18 protein-coding genes and 2 pseudogenes are annotated in these 18024 nt (G+C 71.4%); 13 read left to right on the forward strand and 7 right to left on the reverse strand.

Going from position 1 to position 18024, the window contains the following annotated elements; genetic code table 11:
• Window positions 1-103 precede the first annotated feature (103 nt).
• From ACFYW7_RS25490 to ACFYW7_RS25525, 8 genes and pseudogenes are all read left to right on the forward strand, one after another.
• Window positions 104-574 (forward strand): hypothetical protein, encoded by a 471-nt coding sequence (locus ACFYW7_RS25490; RefSeq protein ID WP_389506197.1) that lies wholly within the window; start codon window positions 104-106, stop codon window positions 572-574.
• Window positions 575-810: 236 nt separating this feature from the next.
• A complete protein-coding gene (locus tag ACFYW7_RS25495; protein ID WP_389506199.1) occupies window positions 811-1137 on the forward strand; it encodes a plasmid stabilization protein in 327 nt (108 codons plus the stop codon).
• 147 nt (window positions 1138-1284) lie between these two features.
• A pseudogene (locus tag ACFYW7_RS25500) lies at window positions 1285-1464 on the forward strand (DUF6328 family protein); the annotation flags it as partial.
• Between the two features lie 25 nt (window positions 1465-1489).
• Window positions 1490-1699: pseudogene (locus ACFYW7_RS25505) on the forward strand (DUF6328 family protein); the annotation flags it as partial.
• Window positions 1700-1852: 153 nt separating this feature from the next.
• Window positions 1853-3376 (forward strand): catalase, encoded by a 1524-nt coding sequence (locus tag ACFYW7_RS25510; protein WP_389506201.1) that lies wholly within the window; start codon window positions 1853-1855, stop codon window positions 3374-3376.
• 54 nt (window positions 3377-3430) lie between these two features.
• Window positions 3431-4165: a hypothetical protein gene (locus tag ACFYW7_RS25515; protein ID WP_389506203.1), complete on the forward strand. Its 735-nt coding sequence runs from the start codon at window positions 3431-3433 to the stop codon at window positions 4163-4165.
• 116 nt (window positions 4166-4281) lie between these two features.
• Entirely contained in the window at window positions 4282-4593 is a 312-nt protein-coding gene (locus tag ACFYW7_RS25520; protein WP_389506205.1) for a hypothetical protein, read from the forward strand.
• Window positions 4594-4777: 184 nt separating this feature from the next.
• Window positions 4778-5500 carry an FAD binding domain-containing protein gene (locus tag ACFYW7_RS25525; protein WP_389506208.1) on the forward strand — a complete coding sequence of 241 codons (723 nt, stop codon included), beginning with the start codon at window positions 4778-4780 and terminating at the stop codon, window positions 5498-5500.
• A 188-nt stretch (window positions 5501-5688) separates the two neighbouring features.
• Here ACFYW7_RS25525 and ACFYW7_RS25530 read toward each other — a convergent pair whose 3' ends face one another.
• A complete protein-coding gene (locus ACFYW7_RS25530; protein ID WP_389506210.1) occupies window positions 5689-6447 on the reverse strand; it encodes a siderophore-interacting protein in 759 nt (252 codons plus the stop codon).
• 100 nt (window positions 6448-6547) lie between these two features.
• On the opposite strand from ACFYW7_RS25530, the gene ACFYW7_RS25535 reads away from it, so the two are divergent.
• Together ACFYW7_RS25535 and ACFYW7_RS25540 are read left to right on the forward strand one after the other, a co-directional pair.
• The gene (locus ACFYW7_RS25535; RefSeq protein ID WP_389506212.1) at window positions 6548-7165 is read left to right on the forward strand and encodes a GNAT family N-acetyltransferase; all 618 of its coding nucleotides are present in this window, start codon (window positions 6548-6550) and stop codon (window positions 7163-7165) included.
• Between the two features lie 419 nt (window positions 7166-7584).
• Entirely contained in the window at window positions 7585-9147 is a 1563-nt protein-coding gene (locus ACFYW7_RS25540) for an MFS transporter (protein WP_389506214.1), read from the forward strand.
• Window positions 9148-9381: 234 nt separating this feature from the next.
• Here ACFYW7_RS25540 and ACFYW7_RS25545 read toward each other — a convergent pair whose 3' ends face one another.
• A complete protein-coding gene (locus ACFYW7_RS25545; protein WP_389506216.1) occupies window positions 9382-10020 on the reverse strand; it encodes a TetR family transcriptional regulator in 639 nt (212 codons plus the stop codon).
• Window positions 10021-10219: 199 nt separating this feature from the next.
• Here ACFYW7_RS25545 and ACFYW7_RS25550 point away from each other — a divergent pair, with 199 nt between their 5' ends.
• On the forward strand, window positions 10220-10675 hold the full coding sequence (locus ACFYW7_RS25550; RefSeq protein ID WP_389506218.1) for a hypothetical protein: 456 nt from the start codon (window positions 10220-10222) through the stop codon (window positions 10673-10675).
• Between the two features lie 189 nt (window positions 10676-10864).
• Complete coding sequence (locus ACFYW7_RS25555) at window positions 10865-12025, forward strand: PP2C family protein-serine/threonine phosphatase (protein ID WP_389506220.1); 1161 nt, start codon at window positions 10865-10867, stop codon at window positions 12023-12025.
• A gap of 64 nt (window positions 12026-12089) precedes the next feature.
• Here the strand turns inward: ACFYW7_RS25555 and ACFYW7_RS25560 are convergent, their stop codons facing one another.
• Window positions 12090-12686 (reverse strand): hypothetical protein, encoded by a 597-nt coding sequence (locus ACFYW7_RS25560; protein WP_389506222.1) that lies wholly within the window; start codon window positions 12684-12686, stop codon window positions 12090-12092.
• 216 nt (window positions 12687-12902) lie between these two features.
• On the opposite strand from ACFYW7_RS25560, the gene ACFYW7_RS25565 reads away from it, so the two are divergent.
• Window positions 12903-14537 (forward strand): FAD-dependent monooxygenase, encoded by a 1635-nt coding sequence (locus ACFYW7_RS25565; RefSeq protein WP_389506224.1) that lies wholly within the window; start codon window positions 12903-12905, stop codon window positions 14535-14537.
• Window positions 14538-14573: 36 nt separating this feature from the next.
• Here the strand turns inward: ACFYW7_RS25565 and ACFYW7_RS25570 are convergent, their stop codons facing one another.
• The 4 genes from ACFYW7_RS25570 to ACFYW7_RS25585 all read right to left on the reverse strand — a co-directional run bounded on the left by ACFYW7_RS25570 (window position 14574) and on the right by ACFYW7_RS25585 (window position 17996).
• Window positions 14574-15026 carry a flavodoxin family protein gene (locus ACFYW7_RS25570; RefSeq protein WP_389506226.1) on the reverse strand — a complete coding sequence of 151 codons (453 nt, stop codon included), beginning with the start codon at window positions 15024-15026 and terminating at the stop codon, window positions 14574-14576.
• Between the two features lie 57 nt (window positions 15027-15083).
• The gene (locus ACFYW7_RS25575) at window positions 15084-15746 is read right to left on the reverse strand and encodes a DUF5825 family protein (protein ID WP_389506229.1); all 663 of its coding nucleotides are present in this window, start codon (window positions 15744-15746) and stop codon (window positions 15084-15086) included.
• Window positions 15747-15820: 74 nt separating this feature from the next.
• Window positions 15821-17788: a RiPP maturation radical SAM C-methyltransferase gene (locus ACFYW7_RS25580; RefSeq protein ID WP_389506231.1), complete on the reverse strand. Its 1968-nt coding sequence runs from the start codon at window positions 17786-17788 to the stop codon at window positions 15821-15823.
• 82 nt (window positions 17789-17870) lie between these two features.
• Window positions 17871-17996: a hypothetical protein gene (locus tag ACFYW7_RS25585; protein WP_389506233.1), complete on the reverse strand. Its 126-nt coding sequence runs from the start codon at window positions 17994-17996 to the stop codon at window positions 17871-17873.
• Between the last annotated feature and the right edge of the window lie 28 nt (window positions 17997-18024).

An 18024-nucleotide genomic window follows, 5' to 3' on the forward strand; every position in this document is an offset into this window, starting at 1 on the left:
GCGCCGCCGACTCCTGAAGTCCCGCTTTCCGGGTACTCGCTTCCCGACCGATGGCGAGCACGTCAGAGGCCGAAGCGGCCCGGACCGGAAGGAGTGACCACCCATGAGCAAGCCGTTCGATGGCGAGCGGACCCCCACCACTCCCGAAGCAGTGCGTGAGCAGGTCGAACAGATCCGCGCCGAGCGTGGTGGAACCGCGCAGGCACCGGCCGACGCGGCCGGTGTGAAGGCCGGCGCCGAGCGGAGGAGCACCGAAGTGAAGGAAAAGACCGGCGAACTGGCCGAGCAGGCCGTGTCGAAGGCGGGAGAGCTGAAGGACAAAACCGCCAGGGCCGCGCATTCGGTCCAGGACAAGCTGCCCGATGCGGTCAAGGACAAGGCGGCCCAGGCCACCTCGCAGGTTCGGGACAAGGCCGCTCAGGCGGGGAGCGTGTGGGAGGAAAGGGCTCCCGAACCCGTGCGGCGGCAGGCGGCCCACGGCGCGCGGCTGGCACGGGACAACCGCCCCCTCCTGGCCGCCGCGGCGGGTGCCGCGGTCGTCATATGGCTGCTGCTCCGACGCGGGAAGGGATGAGGGGGGCGGCTCGGAGCCGCCACAGGACCGGGGCCCCACCCGGTCCGGCCAGGACCGACATCTCCCGGGCCGGATGGGGCGGGGTCTCTCGCCTGTCAGGGCGCGAGATCCCGGTGGCGTGGTGTCCTGGTGGTCTCCCCCGCCCGTCGGGCGCGAAATCCGGGCGGGGCGGTGAGCACGCCCACCGTCGGGGTACTCGCATCCGCACCAGAGGGACACACCGGGAAGGGCCCGCCATGCCGGCAGGATCGAACAGGAAACGCGAGCGGCAGTACGAACACATCAAGAAGAGCGCACAGGACCGCGGGGAGTCGACGAGCCGCGCGGAGGAGATCGCGGCCCGCACGGTGAACAAGGAGCGGGCCAGGGCCGGCGAGTCGAAGACCGCGAGCAAGGCGTCCCTGCGTGATCCGCTGTCGGCATCGGAGCGTGGCGGCCGGCGATCCCGTACCGGAGCGCAGGGACCGACCAGGGACCAGCTGTACGAGGAGGCCAGGAAGCGTGACATCCACGGCCGCTCGTCCATGGACAAACAGCAGCTGAAGAACGCGCTGGGGCGCTGACAGCCGTCCGCGGACGGTCAGATCCGGGCGCGGACGGCTGTCAGCGCCCGGCTCACGACACCCCCGGGAGCCGGAGGCGGGCCTCGACGGCCCGCCAGGGGCCCGTTCGACGGATCGCTCGTGCGGACGATCCGACGGGACCAGGGCATGGCCCCCGCGGCGGGGCTCGGAGAGGGGAACGTCGTGCGGAGCGACAACCGGGGAGAGGGGCGGGACGAGACGCCGCAGGAGCGGGCAGACCGCATGTGGGTCGGCCTGCTCCAAGAGATCCGTGTCGCCCAGACCGGTGTGCGGATCCTGTTCGGCTTCCTGCTGACGGTGGTGTTCCAGCCGGCCCACCCGGCAACTCTCCGAGCCGGACCGGACGTTGTGCATGGTCACGATCGTCCTCGGGGCCACGGCCACCGGCGCTCCGGTCGCACCGGTCGCGTTCCACCAGGTCATGTCGAGCCGCCGCAGCAAACCCGCGGCGGTCACCCGGGCCGCCCGGCCGACGGCGCTCGACCTGGTTCGTTTTCTTCCCACTCGTCCGTGTTTGATCCTGACGATGCCGGGTTACTAGTGCCGGATGACCGAAGAGCGGGGCGATGCCGGTCGGCTCGGACGCGCTCAGGTGGTCCCTCCGGCCTCGTTGCCGACCGGGCCGAGACGTGGGGCCCCGGTTCGACGCCCCGAACGACCTTCCGCACTTCCCCAGCACGAAGCGGAGACGAGAATGACCGACACCTCGCACGACCCGACGACCACGGACTCCGGCGCCCCGGTGGAGAGTGACGAGCACTCGCTCACCGTCGGGCCCGGCGGACCGATCCTGCTCCAGGACTCCTACCTGATCGAGCAGATGGCCCAGTTCAACCGGGAGCGGATCCCCGAGCGTCAGCCGCACGCCAAGGGCAGTGGCGCCTTCGGCCGCTTCGAGGTGACCGAGGACGTCAGCGCGTACACCAAGGCCGCCGTCTTCCAGCCCGGCGTCACGACCGAGCTGGTCGCCCGGTTCTCCACCGTCGCCGGTGAGCGCGGGAGCCCGGACACCTGGCGCGACCCTCGCGGCTTCGCGGTGAAGTTCTACACCAGCGAGGGCAACTACGACATGGTGGGCAACAACACCCCCGTGTTCTTCGTGAAGGACCCGATGAAGTTCCAGCACTTCATCCGGTCCCAGAAGCGCCGCGCGGACAACAACCTGCGCGACCACGACATGCAGTGGGACTTCTGGACCCTCTCCCCCGAGTCGGCCCACCAGGTCACCTGGCTCATGGGCGACCGCGGCATCCCGCGCAGCTGGCGCCACATGAACGGCTACACCTCCCACACCTACATGTGGATCAACGAGCGCGGTGAGCGCTCCTGGGTGAAGTACCACTTCAAGACCGACCAGGGCATCCAGACGTTCACCCAGCACGAGGCCGACCAGATGGCCGCGGTCGACACCGACTACCACACACGCGATCTCTTCGAGCACATCCGCGACGGCGAGTACCCGAGCTGGACGTTGTACGTGCAGGTCATGCCGTACGAGGACGCGGTGGACTACCGGTTCAACCCGTTCGACCTGACCAAGGTGTGGCCGCACGGCGACTACCCGCTGATCAAGGTGGGGCGGATGACCCTGGACCGCAACCCCACCGACAACCACGCCGAGATCGAGCAGGCGGCCTTCCAGCCGAACAACCTGGTCCCGGGCATCGGCCCGAGCCCGGACCGCATGCTGCTGGCGCGGCTGTTCTCGTACGCCGACGCACACCGTCACCGCATCGGGTCCAACTACCAGCAACTGCCCGTCAACGCCCCCGTCGCGCCCGTGCACACGTACTCCAAGGACGGGGCGATGGCGTACCGCAAGACCTCCGATCCGGTCTACGCCCCGAACTCGAAGGGCGGTCCGGCCGCCGACACCGACCGCTACGGCAACCCGCCGAGCTGGCACGCCGACGGAGACATCACCCGGGCCGCCTACGTCTCGCACCCGCAGGACGACGACTGGGGCCAGGCAGGCACCATGGTGCGCGAGGTCCTCGACGACGCGGCGCGGGACCGGCTCGTGGACAACGTCGTGGGCCACCTGCTCAACGGGGTCACCGAGCCCGTGCTGCGACGGGCGTTCGCGTACTGGTCGAACATCGACAAGGCGATCGGTGAGCGCATCGAGCAAGGAGTGCGCGCGAAGGCCGACGAGACGGACCCCAAGGCCTCGGAGCAGGGCAGTCCCGCGCGGCGGAGCATGCAGGACAAGGCCTGAGTCGAACAGCCGGCCGGCCTCTCGATCGACACGCGGGGCGCGACAATCGTCTCCATGAACGACGGATCGAGCGACACCGAGGGCCGACTCGCCAGGATCGAGCGCCTCCTGGAGTCCGGCGAACGCGAAGTTGCCCCCGCCTGGCGGAGGGTGACACACGGTGAGCCGCGTTGGGCGGTGACCGCCTCGATCCTGGTGGCGGTCACCCTCCAGTCGAAACTGCCGGAGCGGCTGACCCTGTCGCCCTCCTGGGCGCTGCCGGTCCTGGAAGTGGTCCTGCTGACGGGCCTGATCGCCGCGAACCCCCGGCGGGTGGAACTCCGGAACAAGCGGCTGCGGTGGCTGGGACTGGCTCTGATCTGTGTGATCAGCCTGGCCAACGGCTGGGCGGCGGCCCAACTCGTCAGGGGCCTGGTGAACGGCACCGAGGGCTCGAACGCCGGGGCGCTGCTGCTGACCGGCGGCAACATCTGGCTGACGAACGTCATCGTGTTCGCGCTGTGGTACTGGGAGTGGGACCGAGGCGGCCCGGCCGACCGGATGATGGGCCACCGGCAGTTCGCCGACTTCCTCTTCGTACAGATGCAGAGCCCCGAGGCCGCGCCGCCGGACTGGGAGCCGGCGTTCCTGGACTACCTGTACCTCTCGTTCACCAACTCCACCGCGTTCAGCCCGACCGACGTGATGCCGTTGTCCCGCTGGGCCAAGATGCTGATGATGCTCCAGTCCACGGTCTCACTGGTGACCGTGGTGCTGGTGGTGGCGCGGGCCGTCAACATCCTGCAGTGACCCTCACCCGCCCCGGCCGGAACCGGCCGTCCCGTCCTCGGCGCACAGGCCCGCGCCACGGCCCACGAAGCGGACACGCGGAACAACAAGACGCCCCTGCACTCAACGTGTGGGGCGTGCAGAGGCCTGCCGAGAGCCGCCTGGACCTGGCCACCGTGGCGGTCACCCACCACCTGGAGGAACCGTCCCCGGCCGTCGGCCACACCCTGCTGCTGCTCGCGGGCCGCTTCCTCGCGCTCGGTCCCGTCGGCGAGACCCTGACGGATTCCTGGATGACCCGCTGCTTCGGGCGCCGGGTCACCGTGGTCCGGCACGAAGGACGGGGGGGGCGGCATGTTCCGGCTTCCACAAGGGTAGTTGAAGCATCCGCAGCAAGCCGTCGCACAGGACCGGGAGGAACGGAACGGCTGCCGCCGAGTGGGGCGTGAACAACGGGCGCGGGCCCGGCCAAGTGCCTCCCCGTCGGTCAACGCACCGACGGGGCGCATCGATTGAATATGTGAGCTCTGTACGCGCCCCCGTCCGTGCGGCGAAAATGCGCCTGTCGACGGCCATGTGGCCGGGACATCACGTATCCCGCCGCCAAGCCAAAACGAAAGCAGGTCGGCTGCCGTGCTGTTGCGTCTCCCCACGTCCGTGTCCGAAGCACAGGAGTGCCTGATCGAGGGTGCGGTGCCGATAGGCGGCGCCACACTGGTGTGGGCCGCCTGGCAACGGGACGGATTCCCGGACCACGCCATGTCGCTGCGCGAACTCCCGGAGGCCAACGAGATAGGACACGAGACCCTCGGCGCGGCCGTACTGCTCCATCGCATGGACGACCGCCTGCCCGCGGCGCTGCGCCGGGCGGCCTCCACGGTGGGGACCGGAGCCGTGCGCCGGACGGCCACGGTCGGTGGCAACCTCGTCGGCAGCACGCTGCGTTGCCTGCTGCCCGCGGCACTCGTCCTGGACGCGCAAGCGGTGGTCCTGGACCCGGAGGGCGTCCACGAGACCGATCTGGCCGAGGTGCTGGCCAAGCGCCACCTGCTGTTGAGTCTGCGCTGGCGCGCGCCGATCGCCAGCAGTTACCAGAAGGCCGTGGGTGAGGCGGGCGGGCCGCCGCCCCTGGTCGTCGCCGCCGCGCTGCACTCAGCCGACGACGGACAGCGGTGCCTTCGGGTGGCCGTCCGCGAGGACGGTGAGGTGTTCAGCGACAGTGTCGTATCCCGGGGCGACGTCGACCAGGACCTCCGCACCCTGCGCGACGGACCCTTCGGCCGACTTCAGGCCGCGACCTGGGACTCCGTCCACCGGCACGTCACGGATCTGCCGGCCCGCCCCGCCGACGCCTGAGGACAGTCCCGCGTCCGACGCCGGATCAGCTCACGGCGTCGGACGCGGCGAGCGGCCGGACGGCGTCCGACCCGGCGCGCGACGTCCGACGTGGCGAGCCGCCAGGCGGCGCACGGCGTCCGATGCGACGAGTCCGAGGTGACGCGGCGCTCGCGCGCGGGCCCGCGCGCCTCCCCGACCGTCCGGTCCTACGCGTCGACGGCGCCGCCGACCGGCGCCGCGGCCTCGACCGCTCGCCAGTACCCCAGCGCGTGGACCCGCTGCTTCGGCACGTTCAGCTCTTTCCGTACGTACGACGCCAGGGTCCGCGTGGTCGTGGTGTCGCAGGTGGTCCAGACATAAGGGTCGGGGTCGTCGCGCAGGAGTTCCGGCAGCTCCGCCCGCACCCGCTCCACCAGGTGCCCGCCCCCGTCTCGGCGCGGGACGATCCGCAGGTCGTGGCGGGACGGATCGACGTCGCACGGCAGCCCCTCCGGATCCCCCTCGAACCAGATCGTCGCGGGTGCCGAACCCAGCGAGCCGAGCAGGGAGTTGAGCGCCGGAAGCGACGCCGGGTCGACGATCGCGTACAGGCGGGACGGCGCCGGCACCGGTTCCTGGAAGTCCGTTCCCTGTACGGTCGCCTCGACCGTGTCGCCGGGCTTCGCGGCCCGCGCCCAGTCGCTCGCGCGCCCCTCGTGCAGCGCGAACTCCAGCGCGAACGTCCCTGTGGCCGGATCCGGGGCGACCAGTGTGTAGGCCCGCTGGTGAGGCCGCCCGGCGCCCGCGAACCAGAGCCGGACCCACATCGTCGGGTGGATGCCGGTCGCCGCGAGCAGGCCTCCGTCACTGACCCGAAGTCGCCGGTAGAGCGGGGTGACCTCCTCCACGTCCGTCACCGTGAGGACGAAGTCCCTGGCACGCAGCAGTTTGAGGACCGCACCCTCCCATCCACGTCGTTGCCCCATCCGGCTTCTCCCTTCGAAATGACCTCATGATCTTATTAGGCAAGCCTAACCTAATATCAATGATTCCGGTCGCGCGCGGTCGGTCGGCCCGAGGAGACAAATGTCTGAAATATGCACCCCTGTACGTCCGTTCGTCCACGAGGAGCACATCGACGGCGTGGGCACGTTCCGCATCCAGCCTCTCGACGCGACGGCCGACGCGGAGACCGTGCACGGCTGGGCCGACCAGGAACGCGCCGCCTTCTGGGGCATGAACGGTCTGACCCGGGAACAGGTCGCCGACATCTACACCCACATGAACTCGCTCAGCACCCACAACGCCTACCTGGTGAGGAAGGACGGCGCGCCGGTCGCGCTGTTGCAGACCTACGAACCGGCGGCCGACCGCATCAGCGAGTGCTACGACGTCCGCCCCGGGGACATCGGGGTCCATCTGCTGCTGGCCCCCGCCAGCCCGGAGGGGGGACAGGCCGGCTGGACGGCGTCACTGGCCGCGGTCCTCGCCTCGTACGTGCTGCGCACCCTCGACCGGAACAGGGTCGTGACGGATCCGGACGTCCGCAACGAGAAGGCGATCAGTCGACTGCGCAGACAGGGATTCCTCGCCGGCCCGGAGGTCGTGCTCCCCAGAGTCGACCTTCCCGAGGTACAACTCCCTGAGAAGCGGGCCCGGTTGGCCTTCCTGCCGCGAGAGGTCGCCTTCCCCGACGGATCCTGACGACCCGTTCGGACCGGCGCCTCCCGGAGGGCGGTCGCGTCGCTGTCGGGCGGCATCCGCGGGTGCGCGCCACAAGCGGTTACGCCGCCGACGGCCGGACGGGCCGCCGAACCGGACCGCGAACCTTCGGCAGCGGCTTCGCTCGGACTTAATTCAACAAGCGCCCGCCCGGCTCACCGATCCGAGGCCGGTCCGGCGAGCGGAGCCGCCTCCGACCAGCCACGGGCTCGGCCAATCCAGTCCTTTGAACAGCACATTTACCTCGTTCGACCGCGAGGGGCCGCGCCCGGGCACGGCCCCTGACGGCCGGCCGCCGGGGCGTACCGCTAATTCATCGGCATGGAAATCATCCGACGGACTCCCGACTCTGGAGCCAGGCGCCGGGATCCCCCCGGACCGCTCGGACGAAGGACAGCACCATGCCCTCCACGCGCGCCCCTGCCGCCGGTTCCGCGCCGGCCGCACGTCACCGGCTGATCCTGGTGGTCACCTGCCTCGCCCTCGGCACGGTCGTCGCCGCCATGGCCTCGCTCAACGTCGCGCTCCCCGATCTCGCCCGCGAGACGCACGCGACGCAGACGCAGCTGTCCTGGATCATCGACTCCTACAGCCTCGTCTTCGCGTCGCTGCTGCTGCCCGCCGGCGCCCTCGGCGACCGCTTCGGGCGCCGGCGGGCGCTGCTCGCGGGACTGGCGCTGTTCGGGGCCGGATCGGCCGCCGCCGCGCTGACGACCGAACCCTCCACACTCATCGCCCTGCGCGGTGTCCTCGGCGTGGGCGCGGCGCTGGTCATGCCCGCCACGCTGTCGACGATCACCAGTACCTTCCCGCGGGCCCAGCGCGCGCAGGCCGTCAGCGTCTGGGCCGCCGTCGCCGGGGCCAGCGCCCTGGTGGGCCTGTTCGCCACCGGAGCGCTCCTGGAAGGGTGGTCGTGGCGCTCGGTGTTCCTGCTGAACGTCACGCTGGCCCTGGTCGCCCTCGTCGGCACGCTGCTCTTCGTGCCCGAGTCCGCGGAACCGCGGCAGCCGCGGCTCGATGTCGGCGGCGCGGTCCTCTCCGTGGTGGGCCTGGTCGCGCTCGTCCACTCGGTGATCGAGGCCCCGACCCGCGGGTGGGCCGACCCGGTGACGCTCGCGGAGATCGCCCTCGGCCTGGCAGTGCTGATCGGATTCGTCCTGTTCGAACTGCGCCGGGAGCACCCGCTGTTGGACCCCCGGCTGTTCCGCAACCGCCACTTCTCCGCGGGCTCGCTGTCGATCATGCTTCAGTTCTTCGTGTTCTTCGGGTTCATCTTCGTGATGATGCAGTACCTGCAACTGGTGCGTGGCGACAGCGCCTTGATGGCGGCCACCGCGATGCTGCCGATGGCCGTGACCATGGTGCCGGTCTCCCGTGCCGCCCCCGCCCTGACGGCCCGGTTCGGCTTCCGGGGGCCCTGGGTGGCCGGCCTGGCCGGTGTCGCGGCGGGGATGGGAGTGCTCTCACGGCTCGACGCGTCCAGCCCGTACTGGCTCATCGCCACCGGTCTCGTGCCGCTGGGCGCGGGGATGGGTCTCGCCATGACACCGGCCACGACGTCCATCACGGACGCTCTGCCGCGTTCGCTGCAGAACATCGGTTCCGCCATGAACGACCTGGCGCGCGAGCTCGGCGGTGCGCTGGGGATCGCTGTTCTCGGCAGCCTGCTCAGCGCCGCCTACCGCGATCACCTGAGCCTGCCGGGGCTGCCGGACCACCTGGCGGACGCGGCGCGCTCCTCCCTCGCCGCCGCCCACGCCATCGGCGGCCCGGTGTCCGACACGGCGACGACCGCCTTCGTCGACGGCATGCACCTCGCACTTCTGGGCGCCGCCGGGGCCGCCCTGCTCGCCGCCGTCGCGGTCGCCCTGCTGCTGCGTTCCGCTCCGCTGCCGGAAACGTCGGACGACGACCACGAGGTGCCGCGTCCCGTCGATGCCGAGAAGCAGGCCTCGTACCTCTGAAGGCACCGGAACCGGCGTCCCGCCCCGTGCGAGACGCCGGTTCCGGCGTTGTCGTCCGCGGCCGTGACCCGGCGGACGAACCGCCTCGTTCCCTGTCCCCGGCCCGCCTCCCCGCCCCCCCCCCCACTTCCCCGTACGACCGCAAGCGGCGGGCGGCGGGCGGCGAGGGACCCCTCGTCGGCGCCGGTGCCGGTGTCGGTGTCGGTGTCCGCCGGGGCCCTGGGGCGGGGAGGGTCAGGCGGGCGGTGCCGGGCCGGCGCTCGCCGCCGGGCGACCGGGACCGCGCAGCGCCTGCCGCACCTGCGGGCTCACGAAACGGACCACCTCGTCAGCCGTCATGGAGGCGATCGGCTCCATGCGCAGCAAGTGGCGCGTGACGATCAGTCCGGCGATCACGGTGGTGAACGAGGCGGCGCGCTGCCGGGCGGAGCGTCCCGGGACGAGGCTCGCGATCCGGTCCACGATCTCGCGCCCGATCGCCTGTCTGACCAATTGACCGACCGAGTCGTCGTCGATCGCGCTCTTCAGCATCGCGATCAGGGGCGGCCCCGTCACGGGATCGTCCCAGACGTCGACGACCTGACGGACGACCCGTTCGGGAAGCGTCCTGAGGTCTCCCTCCTCGACGACGCGCGCGAGCACCTCGGCCGGGTTCGCGCCCAGCGCCAGAGCGGCCCCGAACAGCCCCTTCTTCGAACCGAAGTAGTAACTGATCAGGGCGATGTCGACCTCGGCCTCGGCCGCTACGGACCGCAGGGTCACGGCGTGGTAGCCGTCCTCGAGGAAGCGGCGCCGTGCGACGTCCAGGATCGCGGCCCGGGTGTCCGGGCTTCCCGGACGGCGCCCGCGCAGCGGCCCGGATCCGTTCGTCACGGAAGAATTCTAGTGGCGCGGTGCCCGCCGGGGTCCGGTGACCGGGTCGGCCGGCGTCCGGTGCGGTTCCCGCCGGGCCACTTCTCACGAAATGATGTCGTTAATCCGTATGAGTGGTGCATCCCGTTTCGGGGCCGTAGCGTCGAGGCAGAAGCGAAACGCTGATCACCCATCGCAGAGCGTCCCGCACGGAGCAGATATGCGCAGAAATTCAGTGAGAACAGCGATCACCCTCTGCGCGGCCGCGTCGCTCGCCGCCGTCATGGGAACCGCCTCCGCCGCTCCTCCGGCCTCGCCGACCGTGAAGCCGCGGCCGACGACGCCCGTACTCGTCGACTGCTTCTGGCACCCCGAGGTGAAGCCCGCGAACTTCATCCTGGCCTGCGGCGACGGCAACAGCCGCCTCGTCTCGCTCCATTGGTCGCACTGGAACCAGAACTCCGCGGTGGCCGAGGGCGTGAACCTGGTGAACGACTGCAAGCCGTACTGCGCGGCGGGGAAGTTCCACGCGTATCCGGTCGTCGTCCTGCTGGACCAGTCCCAGCCGTGGAAGAAGAAGCCGCAGGTGCGGCACTACTCGCAGATGACGCTGGTCTACACCGGCGACCGGCCGGAGGGATACGCGCACACGGTCACGTACCCGCTGTGGAACTGACACCCGCCCGCCGGTGACACGGCGTCGCACGCCGGCACACCGGCCCGGGGCCGCTCCGGTGGGGCTCACCCAGCGCACGGCGTTCGCGTGTGGCACACACCGTGGCCGATGCCGCCCGGACCCCACAGCCGCAGAAACAGGTACAAAATGGGGCACGTGGGCAACCGGCGCGTTTCAGTGGACCGTCTCGTGGAGCAACCGCCGGGCCGCGGTCTGGTGGCGATCCCGCTGGCGTTGATCGTCGTGATCACCGTGGTGGACGTCCGGTCCCCCACGGACGTCCACCTGGGGCCGCTGCTGGTCATCGCGCCGACCCTCACCGCCTCGCTCTCCGGGCCGTTGCTGACAGCCCTGGTCGGGATCCTGGCCGTGGCGGCCCAGGTGGTCATCGCCGTCCTGCACGGCGGGATCGGCACCACCAACCACATCGCCCAGCTCATCGCGCTGGTGGTACTCACCGCCCTGGTGGTGTTCGTGTGCCATGTCCGGGAGCGCCGGGCGCGGGAGCTGGTGCGCGCCCGGTCGGTGGCCGAGACCGCGCAGCGGGTCCTGCTGCGGCCGCCGCCCCGCCGGATCGGTCCGCTGCGGGTGGCCTGGCTGTATCTGGCCGCCGAGGACGACACCCAGATCGGCGGCGACCTGTTCGCGGTCACCCGCTCCGCCGACTCCTCGACCCGCGTCATCATCGGGGACGTACGAGGTCACGGACTGGCCTCCATCGGTGAGGCCTCGGTGGTGCTGGGCGCCTTCCGCGAGGGCGCCCACCGCTACGGCACGCTGCCGGAACTGACGGCGGCCCTGGAGGTGAGCGTGTGCCGGGACCTGGACGAGGTGGCCGACACCCGGTACGACCCGGGCGAGCACTTCATCACCGCGCTCGTTCTCGACATCCCCGACGACGGCACCCCGGCCGAGATGATCAACTGCGGCCATCCGCCGCCGCTGCTGCTGCGCGACCACGAGGTCACCGTGCTGCACGCACGACACCCCGTGCCTCCGCTGGGCCTGTGCGAACTGCCCGCCGCCGACCACCACACCGACCCGTTCGCCTTCGAGACCGGCGACTTCCTGCTCCTCTGCACCGACGGTGTGATCGAGGCCCGCTCGCCGGAGGGGGAGTTCTACCCGCTGGCCGAGCGGGTCGCCTCGTTTCCCCCCTCCGGACCCGACGCCCTGCTCCGCCGGATCCACGACGACCTCGTCCGTCACATCGGCGACCAGCCCGGGGACGACGCCGCCTTCCTGATCCTCGAACGCACCGCCTCCCACCACGTCCACCTCCCGCACCGGCCGCTGAACGGCCACCCCCGGCCGCGGTCCGACGGATCGCCCCCTCCGGTCCGGCGCTGAGCGGGCTCCGCGCCGGACGGCGGGGAGCCGGGGGCTCGATCGGCCGGTCGAACTCCGGAGGAGATCAGACGGCGGCGCGTCCGTCGGCCCCGCGTGCGGTGTACCGGTCCGGATAGCGCTCGGTGAACCGGACGGCGAGGACCAGCAGAGCCACGGGGAGGACCCAGTTCAGCCAGTCGGAGGACCCGTCGGTGTGGATGGCGAGCAGGCCGAGTACGGCGATCGCCACGAAGACGACACCCCAGACCGCCGTGAGGACCCGGTTGATGTGCCGGAACGCGGGCGACTCCCAGTAAGCGCGCGGCGTCGTCTCACGCGCGTACTGCGCCGTGAACGGATCGAAGGCGAGGGAGCCGAGGGCCACCACCGCGATCAGCCCGTTCGCCACCACCTGCGCGTACGTCTCCAGCCAGATGAGCTCGTGCCGGTCCACCACGAGCGCCAGCAAGCTGAGGACGGCGAAGAAGACGATCCCCGTCACCTCCAGGATCTTCGGCCGGCCCCGGCGGATGTCGCCGACGTTGAGCACGACCGATGCCACCAGGGCCGCCAGCGCCGCGTACTCCCAGGTGCTGGGGCTCGCCACCACGTCGAAGATGATCCATGGCGCGAACCCGAAGAAGATGCTGCCCGTCCTGCCGCCCGGCTCGGCGCCTGCCACCGCGCACCTCCCGTGGCTGTCCAGGGCGAGGCCCGATGCCCCTCCCCTCACGGTCCATCGTGGCTTCCGCCTGCCCCGTTCGCATCCGGTGATCCGTTCCGCCCGACGCTCCGCGGGAGGCCCCGCCGTCGTGATCGAGTGGCGCGGCCGGTCTCCCCGCCGCCACGATGGAGGGAGATCGACCCGGTACAGGGGGGCGTACGCAGGGAGGCGCCCGTGGCACGCACCTTCGGAACCGACGTGGTGGTCGCGGGCGGCGGCCCGGTGGGCCTCACCGCCGCCGCGGAACTGCGCAGACGCGGGGTGCGCTGCCGTATCGTCGACCGGCTTCCGGCCCGCCTGCCGTACGCCAAGGCGGTGGGCATCCAGCCGCGCACCCTGGAGGTGTGGGACCGCATGGGGCTGGCGCGCGCCGCGCTGGAGGCGGCGGTGCCGATGCTCGGACAGCTGGCGTACGTGAACGGTGTCGAACAGGCCCGGATCGACCTCTTCCTGCCGCCCGAGGTCCCGTACGGGTTCGCCGCCCTGCCGCAGTACGAGACGGAGCGCATCCTCGACACGTTCCTCGCGCGGTTCGGGACCGCGATCGAACGGGGCACCGAACTGGTCTCGTTCGACCAGGACGCGGACGGTGTGACGGTCGCGCTGCGGTCGGCATCCGGCGCCGAGGAGGAGGTGCGGGCCCGGTACCTGGTGGGGTGCGACGGCGCGCACAGCGTGGTGCGCAAGCGGTTGGGCCTCACCTTCGAGGGCAGCGCGTTCCCCGAGGAGTACATGCTCGGCGACGTGGAGGTGGACTGGGACCTGCCGCGGGGGTACGGCGTCCGCGCCACGCACCTGGACGCCGCGGGCGAGGTGGACGACCTGCTGGTGTGCATCCCGCTGCCGGGCCGGGGACGGTACCGGATGTCGATGAAGGTGCCGCCCGAACTCTCCGCGGCGGCGCGGGGGGACGCGCCCGCCGACGAGGTCGCGCACGGTCTGGAGGGCGGGCACGCGCCCGCGCTGTCCGACATCCAGGCGGTGCTGGACCGGCTGTCCCCGCGCCCCACGAAGGCCTCGGCGCTGCGCTGGTCCTCGGTGTTCCGCATCAGCCACCGGATCGTCGACCGGTACGGTCACGGCAGGGTGTTCGTCGCCGGGGACGCGGCGCACATCCACCCCCCGACCGGGGCCCAGGGCATGAACACCGGTATCCAGGACGCCTGGAACCTGGCCTGGAAGCTCGCCCTCGCCCTCGAGGGCGGCGCGCACCCCGGTCTGGCGGCGAGTTACGACGCCGAGCGGCGGCCGGTCGGTGAGGAAGTCGTGGCACGCACGGTCCGGCACGCCACCCAGGGCATGCCGGCGGACCCGGCCGATCCGGGGACCCTGATGCTGCGCGAGGCCCAGCTCCTCGTCGGCTACCGCGGCAGCCCGCTCGTGGACGCGGCGTCCGAGGGGCCCGGGCCCCAGCCGGGCGACCGGGCACCGGACTGCGCGGGCCTGTCGACGCACATCGCCACCCATCGGCTGCGCCTGTACGACGTCCTGCGGGATCGCGGACATGTGCTGCTGGTGTACGGCGGCGGCGACCTCGCGGAACAACTCGCCGACGCGGCGCGCGAGTTCTCGGGCGGACGGGTGGACACGTGCGTGATCCTGCCCGCCGGGACCGCCCCGGAGGCCGCCGGCCCGCCGTCGTACGTGGACACGAGCGGCGAGTTCGCCCGGCTCTACGGACTCTCCGACGGGGCGACGGCCTTCCTGATCCGCCCGGACGGGTACGTCGGCGCCCGTCTCCGTCCTCCGACGGCCGCGGGACTCACGGCCCACCTCGCCCGGACCTTCGCCCCGGACACCGGACCGTAGCGGTGCGGTCCCGCGCCGCTCCCGGCTCCGACGGGGTCAGGCCACCAGCCCTGCGGCGAGGGTCGCGCCGAGTTCCCAGCACGCCTCGAGGTCGGCCTTGCCCGGCTCTCCGGTCACCTCCACGGCCTCGGCCGCCCGCCGCCAGCCGAGGCCCGTCGTGATCGACTCGAGGGCCCGTGCCGCCCCCGTGACGTCGTTGCCGCCGTGCACGTAGGAGCCGAAGGGGCGCCCCGCCGTCGTGTCCAGGCACGGGTAGTAGACCTGGTCGAAGAAGTGCTTGAGAGCGCCCGACAGGTAGCCGAGGTTCGCCGGGGTCCCGAGCACGTAGCCGTCCGCGGCGAGTACGTCCGAGGCGGTCGCGTCGAGCGCCGCCCGCCGCACCACCCGGACACCCTCGATCTCGGGTGCCGTGGCACCGGAGAGGACGGCCTCGAACATGGCCTGGCAGTTGGGCGAGGGCGTGTGATGCACGATCAGCAGAGTAGGCACGACCCGCACCCTGCCGCGCCGCCCACCGGCACCGCAAGCGCCACGCCCTCCCCCCGCTCAGACGGCCATGGCCTCCTGCAGCCACCGGGAGACGCGGTACGGCAGCCACCACACCAACTCTCCCACCCGCAGGACCAGATGTTCGGCGGTGAAGTCGGCGAGCACGTCGGCGGGTACGGCGGTTCGTTCCGTCCCTCGGTCCAGGAGGGCGATGGCCTCCCTGTAGTGCGGCTCGTCGGCGGTGAAGCGGCGCAGATCGCCCCAGCGCCGGTCGCGGATCTGTACGAAACCGGGGCCCTGACGCCACACCAGCTTGCACAGGTAGTGACGGGTCCGCCAGGCGTGCAGGGCCTCGTCGCCGTCGGTGAGACCGGTGACGCGGCGGGGCGGGTGCAGATGGGAGAGCAGCTTCCAGTGTTCGGCGCTGCCCTCGGCCGGCAGGCGCAGGTCCCAGTCGACCTGGACGGCCCGTGCGGTCAGGTCGCGGATCAGGCAGAGCAGGTCCACGGCCCGGCGCTGTCCGGCGGTACTCCCGGCGGCCAGATCGACCGGCTCCTCCAGTTCGACGAGCCGTGCGCCCATCTCCCAGAGGCGGTCGGCGTCGGCGGCCCCGAACGGGATCGGGACCCGCCCGAACGACATGCCGGGCAGCAGGCGGGCCTCGGCGTCGTGGTCGCGCCACGCCCGCACGGCCGGGTTCGATGCGGTCTGCGTTGTCATCGTGTGCGGTCTCCGTCGGGGTCATGGGGGTCGTCGGGTTCCGGTCGGTGGCGGCGCGGGGCCGCCGTGGACCGTCAGGAGAGGGCGGGCGAGGGCTCCGGTGCCGGGCGGTCGCGCTGCGCGGGGCTGGGGGTGGCGGGCTCCTCGGAGCGGGGGCGCCGGTGCGTGTGCGCCATGTAGTCCAGCCGGAGCAGGTCCTGGTTGACGGCCGCCGGGGCGAGGTGGACGTAGCTCCCGGCGTCCGTGAACACCAGGCCCCGCTCGACCCAGGAGTCCAGCAGGGACCGGACGTCGGCGTCGGTGAGGTCCGGACCACCGGGCGTGCCGTCGTTCAGTTTGCGCAGGAGGGCCGAGGCGGTGTGGGGCTGGTCCAGGAGACGGAAGGCGGCGATCTCGCAGGGGTCGGTGAGGCACAGGGTCCGCCAGTCGAACCGCTCCCGCCGGCTGACCAGCACGATCCGGTCGCCGAGATCGGTGTGGGTCAGGCGCGCGTCCACATGGCGCTTCTTCCACGCCGCGATCCCGTCGTTGAGCCTGCCGACGGTCTCCTCGGTGATCCCGCGCGCGGGTGCCTCGAAGACGTAGGCGAGGTCGTACAGTTCGGCCTCGGGCAGGTCGTAGGTGAAGCGGTAGTGCTCCTCGGGGCGCAGGCCGGTGAAGCCCAGTTCGGGCTGCTTGAAGTAGGGGCTGAAACGCTCGATGGCGATGCGCGCCGACAGGTCGACGGGCGGGTTGAGGTGTTCCAGGGCCGGAAGCTGGCGGATGACGGGCTCGTAGTCCTCCGCCGTCTCGCCGGGGAATCCGTGCAGGTAGTTCCATGACACGGACAGGCCCGTCTCGGCGGCGTCGCGGAGCATCCGGACGTTCTGGCAGCCGCTGACGCCCTTGTCCATCAGGTCGAGCACACGGCTGTTGAGACTCTCGATGCCCGGCTGGACGTAGATGAGCCCGGCGTCGGCGAGGACCTGGAGCTGCGAGCGGCGCATGTTGGCCTTGATCTCGATGTGCATGCGCAGGTCGTGGCCGCTGTCGATGATGCGGGGCAGGACGGTGTTGAGATAGCGCATGTCGAGGATGTTGTCGACGACGTACATGTCCAGCACGCGGTGCCGGGTCGCCAGGTCCATGATCTCGTCGTAGAAGACGTCGGGGCTCTTGCTGCGGAACTCCATGAAGGAGCCGTTGAGTCCGCAGAACGTGCAGTGGTGCTTCTCGCCCCACCAGCAGCCGCGGGCTCCCTCGACGACGAGTTTGGGCTCGACCCAGTTGCGCGCCACGGACGCCGCGAGGCGTTCGAAGTAGCCGCTGTAGTCCGGGGGAAGGATCGCGGCGGGCGGCAGCGGGCCGCTCGGCATCGGGTTGGCGACGGAGATCCCGTCGGCGGTGCGGTGGCACAGTCCCGCGACGGCGGCCGGTTCGGGTTTCTCGTCCTGGAGTGCGGCCAGCAGCTGGGGGAAGGCCCGTTCGCCCTCGCCGCGCACGACGTAGTCGACGAAGGGGAAGTTGCGGTGGACCGAAGCGCCCTGCTCCGCGTCGCAGTTGGCGCCGCCCATGACCGTGATGACGTGCGGGGCGAGCCGCTTGACCTGGCGGGCCGCGGCCAGTGCCGCGGTGTTCTGCTGGAAGGTGGAGGTGAAGCCGACCACGTCGGGCTCGGCCTCGACCACGCGGCGGGCGATGTCGGCGACGAACTCGGGTACCTGCTCGTGCAGTCGACGGGTCATCCGCATCCGGGACTTGCGCAGTTTGCCCCGCATGACCTCGGCGAACTCGGCGTCCTTCCAGCCGGGGTCGTCGTACAGCGCCGAGGAGAAGACCCAGTCGCCGCAGCCGAGGAAGTAGGACGACAGCGCGTAGTACTCGTAGTCCTCGGCCGTGAACTCGGTGCGGCTGGTGATCCAGTCCGTGAACTCCAGGTTGGCGTGCAGCACTTCGCAGGTGGCGCCGGGCACCCGCTCGTCGACGCTGCGTTTGAGGATGCCGAGGGCCAGTGAGGGCAGGTCGATGGGCGACCAGGGCATGTTGACCAGAAGCACGCGCACGGACGACTCCTTGTGAGGGCGCGGGACACGGGAGGGGAGCCCGGCCGGCCCGTGGCGGACCACGGGCCGGCCGGGCGGTGGGTCACTCTTCGTCGTCCCCGCCCTCTTCGGCGTTGCGGAACGGGATGGTGATGGTGATGCCGATGCCCGGCTTGCGGTTCTCCTCGTCGCCCGCGAGCGGGTCGTTGTGGATGATGTCCTTCTGCACGGTGGTTCCTCCTTCGGTAGGCGGTGCT

Origin of the sequence: Streptomyces sp. NPDC002580 (assembly GCF_042889485.1) — a bacterium.
GTDB lineage: Bacteria > Actinomycetota > Actinomycetes > Streptomycetales > Streptomycetaceae > Streptomyces.